The 18,413-nt window shown below is 67.4% G+C and carries 17 protein-coding genes and 1 riboswitch; of the genes, 8 read left to right on the top strand and 9 right to left on the bottom strand.

Features of this window, described 5'->3' with window-relative positions; all coding sequences use genetic code 11:
- Positions 1-86: 86 nt before the first annotated feature.
- From DB459_RS18165 to alaS, 3 genes are read right to left on the bottom strand one after another with little or no spacing between them, the layout of a single operon-like run.
- The gene (locus tag DB459_RS18165; RefSeq protein ID WP_253706669.1) at positions 87-1,790 is read right to left on the bottom strand and encodes a Spy/CpxP family protein refolding chaperone; all 1,704 of its coding nucleotides are present in this window, start codon (positions 1,788-1,790) and stop codon (positions 87-89) included.
- 36 nt (positions 1,791-1,826) lie between these two features.
- On the bottom strand, positions 1,827-2,624 hold the full coding sequence (locus DB459_RS18160; RefSeq protein ID WP_253706668.1) for a GNAT family N-acetyltransferase: 798 nt from the start codon (positions 2,622-2,624) through the stop codon (positions 1,827-1,829).
- A gap of 4 nt (positions 2,625-2,628) precedes the next feature.
- Positions 2,629-5,283 (bottom strand): alanine--tRNA ligase, encoded by a 2,655-nt coding sequence (alaS, locus tag DB459_RS18155; RefSeq protein WP_253706667.1) that lies wholly within the window; start codon positions 5,281-5,283, stop codon positions 2,629-2,631.
- 449 nt (positions 5,284-5,732) lie between these two features.
- Positions 5,733-5,821, top strand: a riboswitch (glycine riboswitch).
- A 138-nt stretch (positions 5,822-5,959) separates the two neighbouring features.
- Between alaS and gcvT the strand changes: the two genes are divergently transcribed.
- The 3 genes from gcvT (at position 5,960) to gcvP (ending at position 10,597) form a co-directional block, all read left to right on the top strand.
- Positions 5,960-7,114, top strand: coding sequence for a glycine cleavage system aminomethyltransferase GcvT (gcvT, locus tag DB459_RS18150; RefSeq protein ID WP_253706666.1), 1,155 nt, complete (start codon positions 5,960-5,962; stop codon positions 7,112-7,114).
- 11 nt (positions 7,115-7,125) lie between these two features.
- Positions 7,126-7,491, top strand: a complete 366-nt coding sequence (gene gcvH, locus DB459_RS18145) for a glycine cleavage system protein GcvH (protein ID WP_253706665.1) — start codon at positions 7,126-7,128, stop codon at positions 7,489-7,491.
- Positions 7,492-7,717: 226 nt separating this feature from the next.
- Entirely contained in the window at positions 7,718-10,597 is a 2,880-nt protein-coding gene (gcvP, locus tag DB459_RS18140; protein WP_253706664.1) for an aminomethyl-transferring glycine dehydrogenase, read from the top strand.
- 353 nt (positions 10,598-10,950) lie between these two features.
- Here the strand turns inward: gcvP and recA are convergent, their stop codons facing one another.
- Positions 10,951-12,039: a recombinase RecA gene (gene recA / locus DB459_RS18135; RefSeq protein WP_253706663.1), complete on the bottom strand. Its 1,089-nt coding sequence runs from the start codon at positions 12,037-12,039 to the stop codon at positions 10,951-10,953.
- A 164-nt stretch (positions 12,040-12,203) separates the two neighbouring features.
- Positions 12,204-12,413: a hypothetical protein gene (locus tag DB459_RS18130; RefSeq protein WP_253706662.1), complete on the bottom strand. Its 210-nt coding sequence runs from the start codon at positions 12,411-12,413 to the stop codon at positions 12,204-12,206.
- Here DB459_RS18130 and DB459_RS18125 point away from each other — a divergent pair.
- The 3 genes from DB459_RS18125 to DB459_RS18115 all read left to right on the top strand — a co-directional run bounded on the left by DB459_RS18125 (position 12,412) and on the right by DB459_RS18115 (position 13,478).
- Positions 12,412-12,645, top strand: coding sequence for a hypothetical protein (locus DB459_RS18125; RefSeq protein WP_253706661.1), 234 nt, complete (start codon positions 12,412-12,414; stop codon positions 12,643-12,645). The two genes, DB459_RS18130 and DB459_RS18125, sit on opposite strands and share 2 nt — an antisense overlap.
- Before the next feature lie 83 nt (positions 12,646-12,728).
- Entirely contained in the window at positions 12,729-13,154 is a 426-nt protein-coding gene (locus tag DB459_RS18120) for a hypothetical protein (RefSeq protein WP_253706660.1), read from the top strand.
- Between the two features lie 180 nt (positions 13,155-13,334).
- A complete protein-coding gene (locus DB459_RS18115; protein ID WP_253706659.1) occupies positions 13,335-13,478 on the top strand; it encodes a hypothetical protein in 144 nt (47 codons plus the stop codon).
- A 235-nt stretch (positions 13,479-13,713) separates the two neighbouring features.
- Here the strand turns inward: DB459_RS18115 and DB459_RS18110 are convergent, their stop codons facing one another.
- Positions 13,714-14,043 carry a hypothetical protein gene (locus DB459_RS18110; protein WP_253706658.1) on the bottom strand — a complete coding sequence of 110 codons (330 nt, stop codon included), beginning with the start codon at positions 14,041-14,043 and terminating at the stop codon, positions 13,714-13,716.
- 194 nt (positions 14,044-14,237) lie between these two features.
- On the opposite strand from DB459_RS18110, the gene DB459_RS18105 reads away from it, so the two are divergent.
- Together DB459_RS18105 and DB459_RS18100 are read left to right on the top strand one after the other, a co-directional pair.
- A complete protein-coding gene (locus DB459_RS18105) occupies positions 14,238-14,471 on the top strand; it encodes a hypothetical protein (protein WP_253706657.1) in 234 nt (77 codons plus the stop codon).
- Positions 14,472-14,677: 206 nt separating this feature from the next.
- A complete protein-coding gene (locus DB459_RS18100) occupies positions 14,678-15,859 on the top strand; it encodes a GNAT family N-acetyltransferase (protein ID WP_253706656.1) in 1,182 nt (393 codons plus the stop codon).
- A 118-nt stretch (positions 15,860-15,977) separates the two neighbouring features.
- Here the strand turns inward: DB459_RS18100 and DB459_RS18095 are convergent, their stop codons facing one another.
- From DB459_RS18095 to DB459_RS18085, 3 genes are all read right to left on the bottom strand, one after another.
- On the bottom strand, positions 15,978-16,640 hold the full coding sequence (locus DB459_RS18095) for a DsbA family oxidoreductase (protein WP_253706655.1): 663 nt from the start codon (positions 16,638-16,640) through the stop codon (positions 15,978-15,980).
- Positions 16,641-16,720: 80 nt separating this feature from the next.
- Complete coding sequence (locus DB459_RS18090; RefSeq protein ID WP_371926772.1) at positions 16,721-17,530, bottom strand: helix-turn-helix domain-containing protein; 810 nt, start codon at positions 17,528-17,530, stop codon at positions 16,721-16,723.
- Between the two features lie 102 nt (positions 17,531-17,632).
- On the bottom strand, positions 17,633-18,232 hold the full coding sequence (locus DB459_RS18085; RefSeq protein ID WP_253713619.1) for an SET domain-containing protein: 600 nt from the start codon (positions 18,230-18,232) through the stop codon (positions 17,633-17,635).
- Between the last annotated feature and the right edge of the window lie 181 nt (positions 18,233-18,413).

The raw sequence follows: 18,413 nt of genomic DNA, 5'->3' as shown, positions 1-18,413 counted from the left end.
CGCGCAAACCGCGAAAAAAGTCACGCGGGCGCGCCTTCGGCGCGCCCGTTGTGCTTTGGGAGCATCGCCTCGCGGCGGAAGTTTTTTTAGCGCAAGAACGAGAACAACATCCGGCCGAGCATGTGCACCGGTCCCGGCAGGCCCCGGGCGGAGCGGACGCGATGGCGATGGCCGACGCGGGCAACGCGCGCAGGTCTGGCACGGCTGGCTCGCTCTGAAGTCGCCTCAGCAGGCATCGCCTGCTGCGCGGCGTCTTGGGTTACGGCCTGCGCGGTCGGCTGCTGCGGCTGCGCCGCGACCTGCGTTGCCGCAGCAATCGACACCGCCGAGGCAGTCGCCGCCGACACAGTTGAAGTCGACACAGCCGCGGCCGACGCAATGGCCGGCGCAGTCGCCGGGCCAACCGCGTCGAAATTCGCGGCCTGCACGGGATCGAGCCGCTGATAGACATCGTCCAGCGCCGTCGCGACGGTTGCCACGGCCTGCTGGATGGCCTCCAGTCTCTTGCCCATCGCCGCGAGCCGCGCCGATGCGGTCGCGACAACGGCCGGCTGGCAAGCGGTCTTGAGCCCATCCGCGGCCTTGGTGCGTGCGGCCTTGATCTCTTCGAAGCTCGGCTTCTGCGCATCGTCCGACGTCACCAGCCGGTCGATGACATCCTGCGGCCAGTCGGCGGCGCGTGCTCCGCTATCGGCGCAGCTCGGCGGCTTCAGGGCGCGCGCCTCCGGCACCGAAGCCTGCCTCCCCTCGCCTGCGGATGGCGAGATCACTAGCACCGCGAGCTTGGCCTTCTGGTCCTCGCTCAGCACCGCATCGAGATCCTGCAGCGGTGGCTGCAGCGCATCGATGCCGGCGAGCATGGCGTCGAGACGCCGGCGCATCACCTCGAACCTCGCCGGCGCCGTCAGCGGCATATTGTCGGGACAGGCCGCCGCCAACATGCGCCCGGTCTGCGCGGCGGCGATGGCGAGGTCCTCGAGCACCGCGCTCTGGCGATCATCGGCGCCGATCGCCCCACGGATGGTGTCGACCGGCAGGCCCGCGATGGTGCGGCTCGCGTCGCCGCACAACCGCACCGCGATGGCCTGATCGGCGGTCTTGTCCGCGCCCAGCCGCGCTGCAGACGGTGCGGCGCCGGCCTTCACCCCGCCGCCGTCGTCGCGGGTCAGCAGCCGCAGATATCCGGTCAGATCGTCGGCGCTGGAAGGCGGAAACAGCCCCGCATCGATGTCCGGGAGACCGTAATTCCACACCACAGCCTGATCGGCCGCTCCGGACAGCGCATAGCCGATGATGTCGTCTGCGGCGAACGGCCAGAACACCGGCCCGACCCAGCCGTAGCCGCCGTCGCGATGGCGCCAGCGGCCCGCCATCTTGCGCGGCAGGATGGCGGTGGCGAGGCGTGCCGAGATCCGGGCGCGCATCCTGGCATCGCGCAACACCCCTGGCGCATTCGCCGCAGCGGCGACGTCCGGCGAGGCCAGCCCCTGCCGCACGGCCGTGGCGCTTCGCCGCATCCGCGCCGTGCGAGGATTGGGCGACAGCGGATCGCGCGGAGGCATCTGCAGCGCAGATTGCGATTGGGCGGGCTGCGGCGGCGTCGGCTGCTGCTGCTGCAAGGCTTGTTGCTGCGAACTGTGTTGCTGCATCCCCTGCTGCTGGGAATCCAGCTGCTCTGCAGCGGCACCCGGCAGCTCGGCATCGCCCGGATCGGCGCGCGCCGCCGTCAGCGACAGCACCGCGATGATCACGGCGGCTGTTCGGACGGCGGTCTGTGCAAACGATGACATGGCGCCCTCGGGAAACCATGCGGGGAGCTACGAGGGTCAACGTCGCCCGGGTAGATTGGTTCCAGTCTGGAACCCCGCGGCTGCAACGGCACGCTGGCGTCGATAGTGATAGCGGTGCAGCTCGGTGACGAGGCCGAGACTGCGATAAAGCGCGATCCCGGCAGTATTGTTCGTCTCCACCTGCAGGCAGACTGCGGTCGCGTGGTGACGCTGCGCCCAGCCGAACAGGCCGGCGACCAGCCGCCGGCCATAGCCTCGGCCGCGATGGCGTTCGGCGGTGACGACCGATTCGCAGCACAACAAGTCGCCGTCGATGGCGCCGTAAGCGAGCGCCACCACCTCGTCCTCGATCTTGAGGCTGGCAAAGCCCGCAGGCAGCACGATGGAATAGATGACGTCCTCGTAGGTCGCCCGCTGGGCCTCGGTGCGGCCCTGAAGTTGCGTGATCGCATCACGCCAGGCAGCGTCGGGGGCACTCAGAACCTCGACCGCGGCATCCCAATGGGCCTGCAGATCGGCGAATTCGCCGTAGAGCACGAGACTTTCGCCTTCGGCGGCGAAGCCGAAGCGCTCCAGCCCGGCATCGACGCCGGGGTCGAGCAGCGTCGGCACCCGGATGATCAGCGGCAGGTCGACCGCACGGAACAGGTTCTCGAAATATTGCAGCGTGTCGCCGCTAAGCCTTGCGGCACCGTCAAGCGGATTGGCGGAGTTGGCGCGGCGCGTCAGCCCATTGGCGAAGCGCAGCACCCAGCCGTCATGGACGGCGCTGGTGAGCGCCGGCCAGGCATTGAGACAGCCCCATTCCGCGTGCCAGGACCGCGGATGGGTCACCGCGTCAGGCTCCGATCGCGGCGGCGATGGCCTCGAGCGCCGCGTCCGCCTTGGAGCCGTCGGGACCGCCGGCCTGGGCCATGTCCGGCCGTCCGCCGCCGCCCTTGCCGCCCAGCGCCTCGGAGGCGACGCGGACAAGATCGACAGCGCTGTAGCGCGCGGTGAGATCGGGCGTGACCCCGACCACAACACCGGCCTTGCCGTCCTCGCCGACGTTGACGATGGCAATGACGCCGGAGCCGAGCTTCTTCTTGCCGTCGTCAGCGAGGCTCTTGAGATCCTTCATCTCGATGCCTTCGACCTTGCGCGCGAGGAGCTGGACGTCGCCGACCTTGCTGACACCGTCGGTGCCGCCACTGGCCGCGCCGCCGCCCATGGCGAGCTTCTTCTTGGCCTCGGACAGTTCGCGCTCGAGCTTCTTGCGATCCTCCATCAGCGCCGCAATGCGGGTCGGCATGTCGTCGAGCGTGGTGCGCAGTTCGGCGGCCGAGGCCCGCGCGGTCTGGATGGTGGCATTGGCGTGCTGGCGTGCGGCACGCGCCGTCAGGGCCTCGATACGCCGCACGCCGGAGGACACCGCGCTCTCGGCGAGAATCGAGATCAGGCCGATGTCGCCGGTACGCCGCACATGGGTGCCGCCACACAGTTCGATCGACCAGCCGAGCGTATTGCCGGAACCCTTGCCCATCGAAACGACGCGAACTTCGTCGCCATATTTCTCGCCGAACAGCGCGCGGGCGCCGGAGGCGCGGGCGTCGTCCACGGCCATGGAACGGGTCGTCACCGGTTCGTTTTCCAACACAACGTCGTTGGCGATGTCCTCGATCGTGCGCAGTTCGTCGGCCGTGATCGGCTTGGTGTGGGCGAAATCGAAGCGCAGGCGGTCGGGCGCGACCAGCGAGCCGCGCTGGGCGATGTGATCGCCGAGCACCTGGCGCAGCGCCTCATGCAACAGATGCGTCGCCGAATGGTTGGCGCGGATCGAGGTGCGGCGCGCATGGTCGACCTCGAGGCTGAGCGGGATGCCGAGGGTGAGCGTGCCGCGCTCGACCTCGCCGATATGGACGAAAAGATCGCCGGCCTTCTTCTGGGTGTCGGTGACGCGGAACCGCACGCCCTCGGCGCTGAGCACGCCGGTGTCGCCGACCTGACCGCCGGATTCGCCGTAGAACGGCGTCTGGTTGAGGATCACCACGCCGCGTTCGCCGGTGGCGAGGCTGTCGACATCGTTGCCGTCCTTGACCAGCGCGCTGACGACGCCTTCGGCACTCTCGGTCTCATAGCCGAGGAATTCGGTGGCCCCGAGCCGCTCGCGCAGCGGGAACCAGATCGCCTCGGCGGCGGCCTCGCCGGAGCCCGCCCAGGAGGCGCGCGCCTTGGCGCGCTGGCGTTCCATGGCGGCGTTGAAGCCGTCGAGATCGACGTCGATGCCCCGCGGCCGCAGTGCGTCCTGGGTGAGATCGAGGGGAAAGCCGTAGGTGTCATAGAGGGTGAAGGCGGTCTCGCCCTTGAGGCGGGCGCCCTTGCCGAGCGACTTCGTCTCCTCGTCGAGGATCGACAAGCCGCGCTCGAGCGTCTTGCGGAACCGCGTCTCCTCGAGCCTCAAGGTCTCCTCGATCAGCGCCTCGGCGCGGACCAGTTCCGGATAGGCCTGCCCCATCTCGCGGACCAGCGCCCAGACCAGGCGGTGCATCAAGGGCTCGCGGGCGCCGAGCAACTGGGCATGGCGCATCGCGCGACGCATGATCCGGCGCAGCACATAGCCGCGGCCTTCGTTGGAAGGCAGCACGCCGTCGGCGATCAGGAACGACGAGGCGCGCAGGTGATCGGCGATCACCCGGTGCGAGGCCTTGTGCGGACCGTCGGCATCGACGGAGGTGAGGTCGGCGATGGTGCGGATCAGGGACGAGAACAGGTCGATGTCGTAGTTGTCGTGCTTGCCCTGCAGCACCGCGGCGATGCGCTCGAGCCCCATGCCGGTGTCGATCGACGGCCGCGGCAGCGCATTGCGCACGCCACCGGCGACCTGCTCGTACTGCATGAACACCAGATTCCAGATCTCGATGAAACGGTCGCCATCGGCATCGGCCGAGCCGGGGGGGCCGCCCGGGATGTGCTCGCCGTGGTCGTAGAAGATTTCCGAGCACGGGCCGCAGGGACCGGTGTCGCCCATCTGCCAGAAATTGTCCGAGGTCGGAATGCGGACGATCCTGGAGTCGGGCAGCCCGGCGATCTTCTTCCACAATCCGAAGGCCTCATCGTCCTCGGAATAGACCGTAACCATCAGCCGGTCCTTGGGCAGTCCGTAGTCCTTGGTGATCAGGTTCCAGGCGAGTTCGATGGCGCGGTCCTTGAAGTAATCGCCGAAGGAGAAGTTGCCGAGCATCTCGAAGAAGGTGTGATGCCGCGCGGTGTAGCCGACATTATCCAGGTCGTTGTGCTTGCCGCCGGCGCGGACGCACTTCTGCGAGGTGGTGGCGCGCTGATACGCACGCTTCTCGAGCCCGGTGAAGACGTTCTTGAACTGCACCATCCCGGCATTGGTGAACATCAGCGTGGGATCGTTGCGCGGAACAAGCGGCGACGACGGCACGATCTCGTGGCCGTTCTTCGCGAAGTAATTCAGGAACGCAGATCTGATTTCGTTGACGCCGCTCATAATCGTCCAATTCGCACCGTCCGCTCCGGGCAATCCCGGCCGGACATGTTAACGCGCTCATGCCGCGCATGTTTGCAGAATCGAGAGCGGCCGGGCGCCCCGGGCGCTGCCGGCGGACCGAAATCCGCTCTCCCGATACCGTCGGCGATTATGGCGCCTATGGCCGGGGTTGTCTCGAAATTGCTATGACTTGGCCGCCCCCTTGCGAGGACGGATCCTGCGGTCCTTTTACTTGGGGCCGCCAAATGTGTCCAGAAACGCGAGGTTTACGCCGAGCCGCGGCCTTGGCCGAGGCCCCCGCCATTGCGCGCGTGGCGGTTGAGAACCACATTGGGTGCGTTGACAGGCCGCCAAGCGGCGTGTTTTCTCTCGGCCGCGCGGCCTTGAAGCGGCCGCGACGCTCCTGTGGGAGTTTTTGCAAGGGAGTTTTTGTTCGCTTTGTAGTGAGTTAGGTCACGTCGGGAGAGACCGGCCAGCCGCCGGCGCCGAAGGAGCAACCGCCCCGGAAACTCTCAGGCAAACGGACCCTCGTGACCTGGACGACATCTGGAAAGAGCTTGCGGACCTCGAACGAGGGCCGCAGCCGCCGACGGGATAATACTCTCAGGCACAGCGACAGATGGGGCTTCGACGGACGAGTGGGGAATGGGCCCCGCACGCCGTCAGGAGCGACCCGATGCTGTCCACCCCGGCTCTCGACACCCCCGCCCCTCTCCGCACGCCGCTCTATGCGCTGCATCTCGCCCGCGGCGGCAGGATGGTGCCCTTCGCCGGCTACGAACTGCCGGTGCAATACCCCACGGGCGTGCTCAAGGAGCATCTCCACACCCGCGCCGCCGCCGGCCTGTTCGATGTGTCGCACATGGGCCAGATCCGGCTGCGGGCGAAATCGGGCCGGCTCGCGGATGCGGCGGCCGCGCTGGAGCGCCTCGTTCCCCAGGATATCGTCGGCCTCGGCGAAGGCCGCCAGCGCTATGCCCAGTTCACCAGCGACGACGGCGGCATCCGCGACGACCTGATGGTGACGAACCGCGGCGACCACCTCTTCCTCGTCGTCAATGCCGCCTGCAAGGCCGCCGACGCCGCGCATCTCGAATCTGAGCTCGGCGCGGCCTGCATCATCGAACGGCTGGAGGACCGCGCGCTTCTGGCGTTGCAGGGACCGAAATCCGCCGGCGCTCTCTCGGGCCTTGCGCCTGCGGCCGCCGCGATGCGCTTCATGGAAGTCGCCATGCTCGATCTCGATGGTGTGGCCTGCATCGTCTCGCGCTCGGGCTATACCGGCGAGGACGGCTTTGAGATCTCGGTGCCGGCGCCACAGGCGGCGGGCGTGGCGGAAAAGCTGCTGGCCAATGCCGATGTGCTGCCGATCGGACTCGGCGCCCGCGACAGCCTGCGGCTCGAGGCCGGCCTGTGCCTGTATGGCCACGACATCGACCTCACCACGACGCCTGTCGAAGCCGCGCTCGCCTGGTCGATCCAGAAGGCGCGGCGCAGCGGCGGGGCGCGCGCCGGTGGTTTCCCGGGCGCCGATGTCATCGTCAGACAGCTCGAGAGCGGAGCCGCGCGTCGCCGCGTCGGTCTGCTGGCTGAGGGCCGCGCGCCGGTGCGCGAAGGCGCTCCGCTCTATGCCTCAGCCGACGCCGCCGAGGCGATTGGCCGCGTCACCTCGGGCGGCTTCTCGCCCAGCCTGCAGCGGCCCGTCGCCATGGGCTACCTGCCATCGACCCACGCGAGCGACGGCACGCTGATCTTCGCCGAAGTCCGCGGCCAGCGGCTCGCCATGACGGTCGCGCCGATGCCCTTCATCCAGAACACCTACAAGCGCTGAGGATCCCACCCATGACCACCAGGTTCACCGCCGACCACGAATGGCTGACCATCGACGGCGACGTCGCCACCGTCGGCATCACCGACTACGCCCAGAACCAGCTGGGCGACGTCGTCTTTGTCGAGCTGCCCAAGATCGGCCGCCAGCTCAAGAAGGCCGAGGCCGCCGCCGTGGTCGAATCGGTCAAGGCCGCCTCCGACGTCTATGCGCCGCTGTCCGGCGAAGTGGTCGAGACCAACGCCGCACTCACCGACGATCCCTCGCTGGTCAATTCCGATCCGGCCGGCCGCGCCTGGTTCTTCAAGATGAAGATCGCCGACAGGAGCGAACTCGACGGCCTGATGGACGAGGCCGCCTACAAGGCCCACACGGAATGAGGGTGACCGCGGCGCGGCACCAGTTGCAGTCGTCATGCCCGGCCTTGCCCGCCTTCGCTAAGAAGCTTCGGCGCGCCCAGCCATTGGGCCGGGTCGAAGCCGAAGGCGAAGACCGGTGCCGGACATCCACGACTTGGCCGAGCCGCCAAGAGCAAGACGTGGATGGCCGGGACAAGCCCGGCCATGACGACACAGAGACATTTATTCCGATTTCGAGGAGCCCGTCATGACCGCGCATCAGCCGACCGACCTCGCCGCGGATTTCGCCCGCCGCCATATCGGCCCGTCCGCCGCCGACACTGCCAAGATGCTGGAGACCGTCGGTGCCAAGAGCCTCGAGGCGCTGATCGCCGAGACCCTGCCGACGTCGATCCGCCAGAAGGCGCCGCTCAAGCTCGGTGCGCCGCTCAAGGACGAGCGGCCGATGACGGAAGAGGAGACGCTGGAGCATCTCGCCTCGCTCGCGGCGCAGAACGAGATCTTCACCTCGCTGATCGGCCAAGGCTATTCCGGCACGCTGATGCCGACGGTGATCCAGCGCAACATCCTGGAGAATCCGGCCTGGTACACCGCCTATACGCCGTATCAGCCGGAGATCAGCCAGGGCCGTCTTGAAGCGCTGTTCAACTTCCAGACCATGATCTGCGACTTGACCGCGCTCGACGTTGCCAATGCCTCGCTGCTCGACGAGGCGACCGCCGCGGCCGAGGCAATGGCGCTGGCGCATCGCGCGGCGTCCGCCAGGAGCAACCGCTTCTTCGTCGACTCGGAAGTGCATCCACAGACGCTGGCCGTGCTCAAGCAGCGCGCCGCGCCGCTCGGCTGGGAGATCGTCTGTGGCGATCCGCTGAGCGATCTCGACGGCAACGAGGTCTTCGGCGCTCTGATGCAGTATCCGGCGAGCCACGGCGCCGTGCGTGACCTGCGGCCGGCGATTGCTGCCGCCAAGGCCAAGGGCGCGCTCGCGATCCTCTGCGCCGACCCGCTGGCGCTGACGCTGATCACGCCGCCCGGCGAACTCGGCGCCGACATCGCCGTGGGCTCGACCCAGCGCTTCGGCGTGCCGATGGGCTATGGCGGACCGCATGCCGCCTACATGGCGGTGCGCGATGCCCTCAAGCGGGCGATGCCCGGCCGCCTCGTCGGCCTCTCGATCGATTCGCGCGGCGCGCCGGCCTATCGCCTGGCGCTGCAGACCCGGGAGCAGCATATCCGCCGCGAGAAGGCGACCTCGAACATCTGCACCGCCCAGGTGCTGCTGGCGGTGATCGCCTCGATGTATGCGGTCTATCACGGCCCCGAGGGCCTGGCGGCGATCGCCCGTCGCATCCATCGCCACACCGGCGTGCTCGCCGCCGGACTGCGGCAGCTCGGCTTCACGCCGGAGGGCGAGACCTTCTTCGACACCGTCACGATCAAGCTGCGGGCCGACGACGCCTTCCGCGCCCGCGCGGAGGCCGAGCGCATCAATCTGCGCATCGAGGCCGAAACCGTTTCGATCGCGCTCGACGAGATCACGACGCCCCAGATCGTCGAGAAGGTCTGGCGCATTTTCGGCGGCGCCCTCGCCTATGACGGCGTCGCGGCGCATGCCCGCACCGGACTGCCGCTCGATCTGACGCGCGGTTCGGCCTATCTCAGCCACCCGGTGTTCCATGCCCACCGTTCGGAAACCGAACTGCTGCGCTACATGCGCAAGCTCGCCGACCGCGACCTTGCCCTCGACCGGGCCATGATCCCGCTCGGCTCCTGCACCATGAAGCTCAACGCCACCACCGAGATGATCCCGGTGACCTGGCCCGGCTTCGCCGCCCTGCACCCGTTCGCCCCGGCCGAGCAGGCGGGCGGCTATCGCACCATGATGACGACGCTGGAGCGATGGCTGGCGCAGGCGACCGGCTATGATGCGGTCTCGCTGCAGCCCAACTCGGGCGCCCAGGGCGAATATGCCGGGCTGCTGGCGATCCGCGCCTATCATGCCTCGCGCGGCGAGCCCCAGCGCAAGATCTGCCTCATCCCCGCCTCCGCCCATGGCACCAATCCGGCGTCGGCGAGCATGGCGGGCATGGAGGTCGTGGTGGTGGGGTGCGATGCTGGCGGCAACGTCGATGTCGACGACCTGCGCGTCAAGGCGGCCGGCCACGCCGCGCGACTCGCGGCAGTCATGATCACCTATCCCTCGACCCACGGCGTGTTCGAGGAGCATATCCGCGAGATCTGCGACATCGTCCACGGCCATGGCGGCCAGGTCTATCTCGACGGCGCCAACCTCAATGCCCAGGTCGGGCTGGCGCGGCCCGGCGAATACGGCGCCGATGTCAGCCACCTCAACCTGCACAAGACCTTCGCCATTCCCCATGGCGGCGGCGGCCCGGGTGTGGGCCCGATCGGCGTCAAGGCCCATCTCGCGCCGTTCCTGCCCGGCCATCCGGTGCTCGACGACGGCACCTCGCCGGTGGGGCCGGTGGCGGCGGCGCCGTTCGGCTCCGCCTCGATCCTGGTGATCTCCTACGCCTACATCCTGATGATGGGCGGCGAAGGCCTGGCGCGGGCGACGGCGATGGCGATCCTCAACGCCAACTACATCGCCAGGCGGCTCGATCCCTATTTCCCGGTGCTCTACCGCAACCACCGCGGCCGGGTCGCCCACGAATGCATCGTCGATCCGCGGCCCTTGAAGACGAGTTGCGGCGTCACCGTGGACGACATCGCCAAGCGGCTGATCGACTACGGCTTCCATGCTCCGACCATGAGCTTCCCGGTGCCGGGGACGCTGATGATCGAGCCGACCGAATCGGAATCCAAGGCCGAGCTCGATCGCTTCTGCGAGGCCATGATCGCGATCCGACGCGAGATCGCCGAGGTCGAGGCCGGACGCTTCAAGATCGAGAATTCGCCGCTGCGCCACGCGCCGCACACGGTTCACGACATCGCCGAGGATGCCTGGAACCGGCCCTATTCGCGCAGCGAAGGCTGCTTCCCGGCGGGCTCGCAGCGCCAGGACAAATACTGGTCGCCGGTCGGCCGGGTCGACAATGTCTATGGCGACCGCAATCTCGTCTGCTCGTGCCCGCCGGTGGAAGATTATGCGGAGGCGGCTGAGTAAGAGGGCTCGGTGCCCCCTGGCGGCGCATGTCGGCGCCGCCGGCGCATGATCCGGAAAAGTGGACACCGATTTTCCGAGCCGCGTGCCTGCGGATATTTTCGGCGAGGCCGCAGATCGATGCATCCATGCTGCGATGCATCCACGCGATGACGGGCGCCGACGACATCGGCAACTCAATGCCGTCGGCACCCGCTCTCATGAAGCCCGCGTCGTCAGCAACGCGAGCTCCGTATTCCCGATTTCGTATTCTCGGTCTGATTGATCAACGATGGGGCGTGACGGCGTCCCAACACACACACGATGGCGCCGTCACATGCCGATGTTCAGCATGCCGCTGATCAGTCTTCCTCTGATCAGTCCTCCGCCGGCTCCTCGCCGTCGGCATCGCGCTCCGGCGAGCCGGCGAGGATCTGTTCGGCGATCAGGCCGGAATTCTGCCGGATCGCCGCCTCGATCTTGGCGGTGAGATCCGGATTGGCCTTGAGGAAGGCCTTGGCATTCTCGCGGCCCTGACCGAGGCGCTGGCTGTCGTGGGAGAACCATGCGCCGGATTTCTCGACGATGCCGGCCTTGACGCCGAGGTCGAGGATCTCGCCCATCTTGGAGACGCCCTCGCCATACATGATGTCGAACTCGACCTGCTTGAACGGCGGCGCCAGCTTGTTCTTGACCACCTTGACGCGGGTCTGGTTGCCGACGACCTCGTCGCGCTCCTTGATGGCGCCGATGCGGCGGATGTCGAGGCGCACCGAGGCGTAGAACTTCAGCGCGTTGCCGCCGGTGGTGGTTTCCGGCGAGCCGTACATCACGCCGATCTTCATCCGGATCTGGTTGATGAAGATCACCATGGTGTGGGACTTGTTGATCGAGGCGGTGAGCTTGCGCAGCGCCTGACTCATCAAGCGCGCCTGCAGGCCGGGCAGCGCATCGCCCATCTCGCCTTCCAGCTCGGCGCGCGGCACCAGCGCCGCGACCGAATCGACGATCAGCACGTCGATGGCGCCGGAGCGCACCAGCGTATCGGCGATTTCCAGCGCCTGCTCGCCATGGTCCGGCTGGGAGATCAAAAGTTCGTCGACATTGACGCCGAGCTTGCGGGCATAGACCGGATCGAGCGCATGTTCGGCGTCGATGAAGGCGCAGATGCCGCCCTTCTTCTGGGCCTCGGCGACGCAATGCAGCGCCAGCGTGGTCTTGCCGGACGACTCCGGCCCGTAGATCTCGATGACGCGGCCCTTGGGCAAGCCGCCGACGCCGAGGGCGATATCAAGCCCGAGCGAACCCGAGGAGATTGTCTCGATGTCCATGGACTTGTCGTTCTTGCCGAGCTTCATCACCGAGCCCTTGCCGAACTGACGTTCGATCTGGGACAGGGCGGCGCTCAAGGCCTTGGATTTGTCCATGGAGGTTCCTTCAACGATACGCAAAGCGGGCTGGGACATCGGCTAGGTGCTCCTTATGACCGGGATGACCGGGATTCGGCGAGGGGAAAATGACGTCCTTGGACGCCCCTTTCCGGTGCCCCTGCTTCCTGGGCCCGAATCGCGTTCGGCTGCTGACGAAGACCTTTGTACCAGCTTTGTTCTCTGTTCGCAATATGTTCCTTTCACTCGCCAATACTGGCCTCGTCCTGTACCCGGCGAGTGTTGCTGGCCGGCGCATTGGCGACTACCAATCCGCCTCCCCCGGCCTCCTCAATCGCGCCTTCCCGCCGTCCCAATCCGAACAAATCGGCCGGCCTTTTGTTAGTCTCGGCCAGACCAATCGGGAAAACCTGGAAGGTTACAGAGATGACGAAGCTTTTGTCGGTTGCCATGGCGGCGGCCCTCCTGGTCGCAGCTTCTTCGCCAGTTTATGCACGTGGCGGTGTCGGCGGCGGATTTGGCGCGTCGGGATTCGCGCCGGGACAGTCTTTCCGCGCCAACGGTCCGGTCGCGGGATATCGCGGCGCCTCCGGCTATGCGCCGGGCCGGATGAAGAAGCTTTATGGCCCCGTCTACGGCCACCCCGGCGCCTCGGGTTACGCCCCCGGGCGCAAATTCAGGTAAGTCCTGCAGTTTGAATGAAAGGCCGCCTTCGAGGCGGCCTTTCACATCCGGTCCATCCGAATGGCAGAACTCACGACTTCGTGATGGCGACGGCAGAACCCGGCCTGAACCTTCACCGCCCTTTGCCGGACGGAACCTGTTGCTGGGGCATTGCAATTCTCAGCGACGACCGCGGCGCCGACGGGCGAAAATATTCCGCCCTGAGGCGCCGTATGGTCCTCGCTTCATATGCCCGCCAGCAACCGGACATCGGCATGGGCTCCCCCGTGGCGCGCCGCGGCGACTTTGACGCCGATCAACTCTTCCCGATCCAGCGGGTACAAACTGATACGATGTTTGATGTCGTCCGCATGTGCCGCGCCCGTGCCCTGGCCTGCGAGCAGAATGCCCGCTCGGCCATGGACCCTGCCTTGCGCAAGGAATGGGAGGAGCTCGCCATTCAATGGCACCTCATGGCCAATGTGGCCGCCCGCGTGTCCGGCGAGCACGCCGATCTGCTCGCGGACTAGGTTTTTTCCGCTCCGATGAGGAGAGAGGACTTCGCTCGAAACCGCTCAAACGTCGCGAAATCGGGTCTGAAGGCGGAACGGCGGCAGCATCGCGCGGTTGTTTCGCGAATCCGTCGGGGCAACGCGACGGGCGCAGCGCCGAGACCCATTATTGGCACATTGCTTGCCTAGTTTACCCACATGCTGACGAACCTCACCGCCCCCGACCTGACCTTCGTCCTGATCGCCCTGGTGCTCGGCCTCGGCTCGGCGCTGATCGGACTGCTGGCGCAAATGACGCCGCAGCTCCAGCGCAAGCGGGTGCCCTCGCGCCGGCGCGACTAGTGTGGCGTCTCGCAATTGCCTACCGCCTTCGCGGCAACCCTCTCGTAGGCAATTGCGAGACATAAGCCATACTAGCACTTTGATTTTGCTAGTGTCCCTATGTCTCCGAATAACCGTGCGAGTGCGAGGCAAACGTAGCGGTAATTCGGAGACAGGACACTAGTCGCGATCCTTCACCATGCGGATCGGCCGAGCCGAGCCGCCGATGATGGCGCGCCGCCTATTGCTGAGCCGCCTATTGCTGAGCCTTGGCGCCGGGCGGCGTCCTGGCCGCCGCGGATTTGGCCGGCTTCGCCGGTCTGGCCGTTTTCGTAGCCGGGCCGGGATCCGCGCTGCGCACCGAGCCCCATGGATCGTTGCTGCCCTTCTTGTCGGGAATCGACCTCAGTCCCTCCTTGTATTGCCGCTCGATCGTCTGCTCGCGCTCGATTTCCTCGGGCGTCTTGGCCGGCTTGTCGGGAATGATGTTGGTCCCGAGGCTCTGGGCCAGCGCGGGCGACACTCGCCCGACGGCCAGCGCCAGTACGAAGGCAGCCATTGTGGCGGCCATCCTGATTGTCTTCACGGCAAGATCTCCCATCCTAACGCCGCCCTAATAGCCGGCAAATTAGCCCATCCCCCGGGGCTGTGAAAACCGGGACGGCAAAATTGTCGCGGCGGTCTCCGAGCCGCTTTGCCGACGCCGCCCTCGGGGGCTAAAATGGCCGCTGGAGCAAGCGTCCGCGCCAAGCCCACCTCGTCCCGCCGGAGACATTCGCGATGAAGAAATTCCTGTCCGTGACCGCGACCCTCGCCTTGCTGCTGCCGGGACTGGTCGCGACCGCCCAGGCAGCCATGGTCAAAGGTGGCGATGGGCCGAAGCCGCCCACAGAGGCCGAGGAGCGTGCCGCCGCCCGCAAGGCGAAGCAGGACGAGAAGGCCTATCGCGACGCGCTCGAGCGCATTCCGGATCCGGCCAAGAAGAACAACGATCCCTGGGGCAAGATGCGCTGAGGCGCCGGGCCGTCCCCGCTCGCGGCCGCTGGACGCCGGGTTCCTCGTCGCCATTATGGTGAAGAGATCCTGAACGTTACGCCGGCGATTTAAATCAATGCGCCAACGCGATATTGGCAGCTGGCGCGCTAGCTTCTCCCCCGGACAGCGCAGACCGACCTCCGAGCAAAGAGCCCGGCCGGCTCTGCGCGCGAGGGATCAGCGACGTGACCGACGCCGCCACAAATCTATATGCCGAACCGCCGGCCCGGCGCGCCGATCGAGGCGGCGCGGCGGCATCGATGGAGCCCGCGCCGCTCGCAACCGTCGATCTCGGCGAATGGACCGCGCTCGCCGCAGCTGCGGCCGAGCCCAACGGCTACTATCTGCCGGACTGGGAGCGCGCGGTGAATGCGCAGGCCGAGGGGCGCGGCGAAGCGCTCGCCCTCGCCGGCAGGTCCCCTCAAGAGAACCTGATCGCGCTGCTGCCGGCGGTGCCAGCCCGGCGGGCCTTCGGCCTGCCCCTGCCGGCGCTGGTCAGTGCCGATCCGTACGGCGTGCTCGGCACGCCTTTGCTCGACGCTCAGGACCCGGTCGCCGCAGCCAGAGCGCTGATCGCTGCGGGCCGCGCAGCACGTGCAGGCTGCCTCGTGCTGCGCGACGTACCGCTCGAGGGCAAGGCCCTCGCCGCCCTGCGTGCGGCGCTCGCCGAAGACCACCTCGCGCCATCGATCCTGCGAAGCTATGCCCGCGCCGCGCTCGACGCCACGCAGGACGCCGACGCGGCGCTGCGCGCGGCGCTCGGAGCGCGCAAGCTCAAGGAGCTCCGCCGTCAGGCGAACAGGCTCGCCGATCACGGCGAAGTCGCCTTCGCCGTCGCCCAGACGCCGCGAGAGGTCGCCGTGGCGCTCGAAACTTTCCTGCAACTGGAAGCCAGCGGCTGGAAAGGCCGGCGCGGCACCGCGATCGCCATGCGCGCCGGCGACGCCGCCTTCCTGCGGACGGCCGCTGTCGCGCTTGCCAGCCAGCGTGGTTGCGAGATCGCGACGCTGTCGGCTGGTGGAGCCCCGGTCGCCGCCGGCATCGTCCTGCGGCACCGCGATCGCGCCTTCTGGTTCAAGCTCGGCATCGATGAGCGCTTCGCCCAGCAATCGCCGGGCGTGCAGCTCGCGCTTCATCTCACCCGCCACTTCTGCGCCGATCGGCAGATCGCACTGGCGGATTCCACCGCCGCCCCGGGCCATACCATGATCGAGCCGATCTGGCGGGCCCGGCTCATGCTCGGCGATGTGCTGCTGCCGCTCGAACGCCGCGGCTTCGCCGTGCCGTTCACCTCGGCGGCGCTGCGGTTGCGGCATCGCGCCCGCCAGGCGGCGCGCGCCACGCTGACGCGGCTGCGGCGCCCTTGATCCTGAGCCTCATCCAGGGACGAGCGGACGGACGGCGCATCGGCCGCCCTTCCCTCGATGCTCACCGTGACTCAGGGCTCACGCCGTACAACGGTGGAGCTGTCGGGCTTTCGACGATTCACCCCGCCTGGGCGGCTTCCGCCGCAACCTGGCGCAGGGCACGCGCAAGCTGCTCGGCCGGCTGGGCGCCGGACAGGGCATAGCGATCGGCCAGCACGAAGGTCGGCACCCCGGAGACGCCGGCGTCCGCGGCTTGCTGCGCCGCCTGCGACACCAGCGCGACATCCTCATCGCTGCCGAGCCGCCGCCGGGTCTCCTCGGCGTCGAGACCGCATTCCGCTGCCGCCCGCACCAGCACGTCGCGGTCGGTGAGGTCGCCGCCGTCGCGGAAATAGAGATCCATCAGGCGCTGCTTCAACGCCGCGGCGCGGCCGATGGCGTCGGCCCACAGGATCAGGCGATGGCAGTCGATGGTGTTGGGCTGGCGCCGCACGCTTTCGGGCCGGTAGACCAGCCCCTCACCGGCCGCTTCGTCGACCACCCGCTGGGCGATCCGCTGATAGGCGTCGACCGAGCCGAACTTGGAGGTGAGATAGTCGTCGCGGCTGATGCCCTCGCGCGGCACCCAGGGATTGAGGAAGAACGGATGCCAACGCACCGAGACGTCGAGTTCGGGTACCAGCGCGATCGCGCGCTCCAGCCGGCGCTTGCCGATATAGCACCAGGGGCAGACCACGTCGGAAACGACATCAACCTTGATCGGCACCGGCTTGGTCATCATGCAGCTCCTTCGGCGGCTCGTATCCCCCGCAAGTGAGGCACGGCGCAATGGCCGGCGCAAGGCACGAGGAAGTAACCGCCTCACGAAACCGCGAGCGCGCGCAGCCGGGCCGCGGTGGTTTCATCCGCGGGGAAGAAGGTTTCGATCGCGAGCTCCGATAACGTGATGTCCACCGGGGTGCCGAACACCATGGTGGTGGACAGGAAGCTCAGGATGCCGTCGCCGTAGCGCAACTGAAACGGAACGGCGACGAAATCGGCATCGGGCCGGCGCGGCGCCGCCGGGACCGGCATCGCCTTGAGTTCGTCGTAGAGTGCGACCAAATCGGGATCGGCGGTAGCTTCGCATTGCCGCGCCAGCCGCTCCAGCAGGTGGGCGCACCATTCGCCAAGATTGACCGTGCGCGGCGCCAGCCCCTCGGGATGGAAACTCAGGCGCAGCACGTTGAATGGCTGGCCGAGCAGGCGTTGCGGCACACCGTCGAGCAGCGGCGCCACCATGCGATTGGCGGCAACGAGATTCCAGTGCCGGTCGATCGCGAGCGCCGGACTGGGTTCGTGGGCGGCGAGCACCCGGTCCACCGCACGGCGCGCGGCGGTCATCGCCGGATCGTCCAGCGGGCGTTGCGGAAAGGCCGGCGCGTAGCCCGCCGCGACCAGCATGACGTTGCGCTCGCGCAGCGGCACGTCGAGCCGCTCGGCAAGGCGCAGCACCATGTCACGGGACGGCGACGAGCGACCGGTTTCCATGAAGCTGAGGTGACGGGCCGAGATCTCCGCCTCGAGGGCGAGATCGAGCTGGCTCATGCGCCGGCGCTGACGCCAGGAGCGCAGGTAAGCCCCGATCGACTGCGAGGCGGCGGATGAGCGGGCGAGCGAGGTCATCGACATGCCCTGATGGCTACCACGGCCCCCGAAGCCCATCCATTACCTCGGAGGTAGGGCGTTGACCAACCTGCTGCTATGGTCCGGTCAGGGGCCGCTGGCCGGACCTCAGCGCGGCGCCTTGCTGCCGCGCTTGCCCGTGCCACGGGACCTGGCTGCGGCACTGGCCTTTGTCCCGGACTTGGCTTTCGTCCTGGCTTTGCTCTTGGCCTTGGTTGTGGCCTTGGTCGTGGCGCGCCCTGCCGCCCGATTGCCGGTGCCGGCCTTTGCCGCGCGCGCCTCGGCGCGGGCAAGCTTGCGCTTTTTCTCGCAGTGGTCGCACTTGCAGCCGATCGGCTTTAAGTACTCGTCGAAGTACTCTTTGCCGTAATCGTATTTGATCTCCTCGCCCGGCTGGATGTTCTTGATGGCGACGATGAACACCTTGCGATTGCGCGGCTGCACATCGGATTCAGCGTTTGGCCGGCAGGCATGGTTGATGTAGCGCGCGACATTGCGCCGAGTGGAGCCATCGATGGTCCAGCGCCCGTTGAGCGCGAACAGATATTTGTTCTCGATCGCGTCGTGCTTCTCGTTGCGGGAATCGAGCAGCGGCCCGAAATATTCGATGATCGTGTCGCCCTTCTTGATCGGCTTTGTGGCGAACAGACCGAGCCCGGTGCGGGAACGGCCAATGCGATAGGGTTTGCGGCTGGAAATGGCAGGCATGGGACGGGGCTGACTGAACCGGCGGCTTGGAATGACATGATCGCGCGGGGCTCCGGATCGGAGCGCGCTGTGTCCGTCCTCTATACCGACCGCGGGCACTGATTCCCATGCCGATTCCGCATAATGCAACGATCGGCGCCGCCGTTGCCCCCCGCCGTCCACAGGCTGCCTGCGCAGGCCG

This window comes from Bradyrhizobium sp. WD16 (genome assembly GCF_024181725.1).
Taxonomy (GTDB): domain Bacteria; phylum Pseudomonadota; class Alphaproteobacteria; order Rhizobiales; family Xanthobacteraceae; genus Bradyrhizobium_A.
This window is presented reverse-complemented; position numbering and strand designations above follow the sequence as displayed.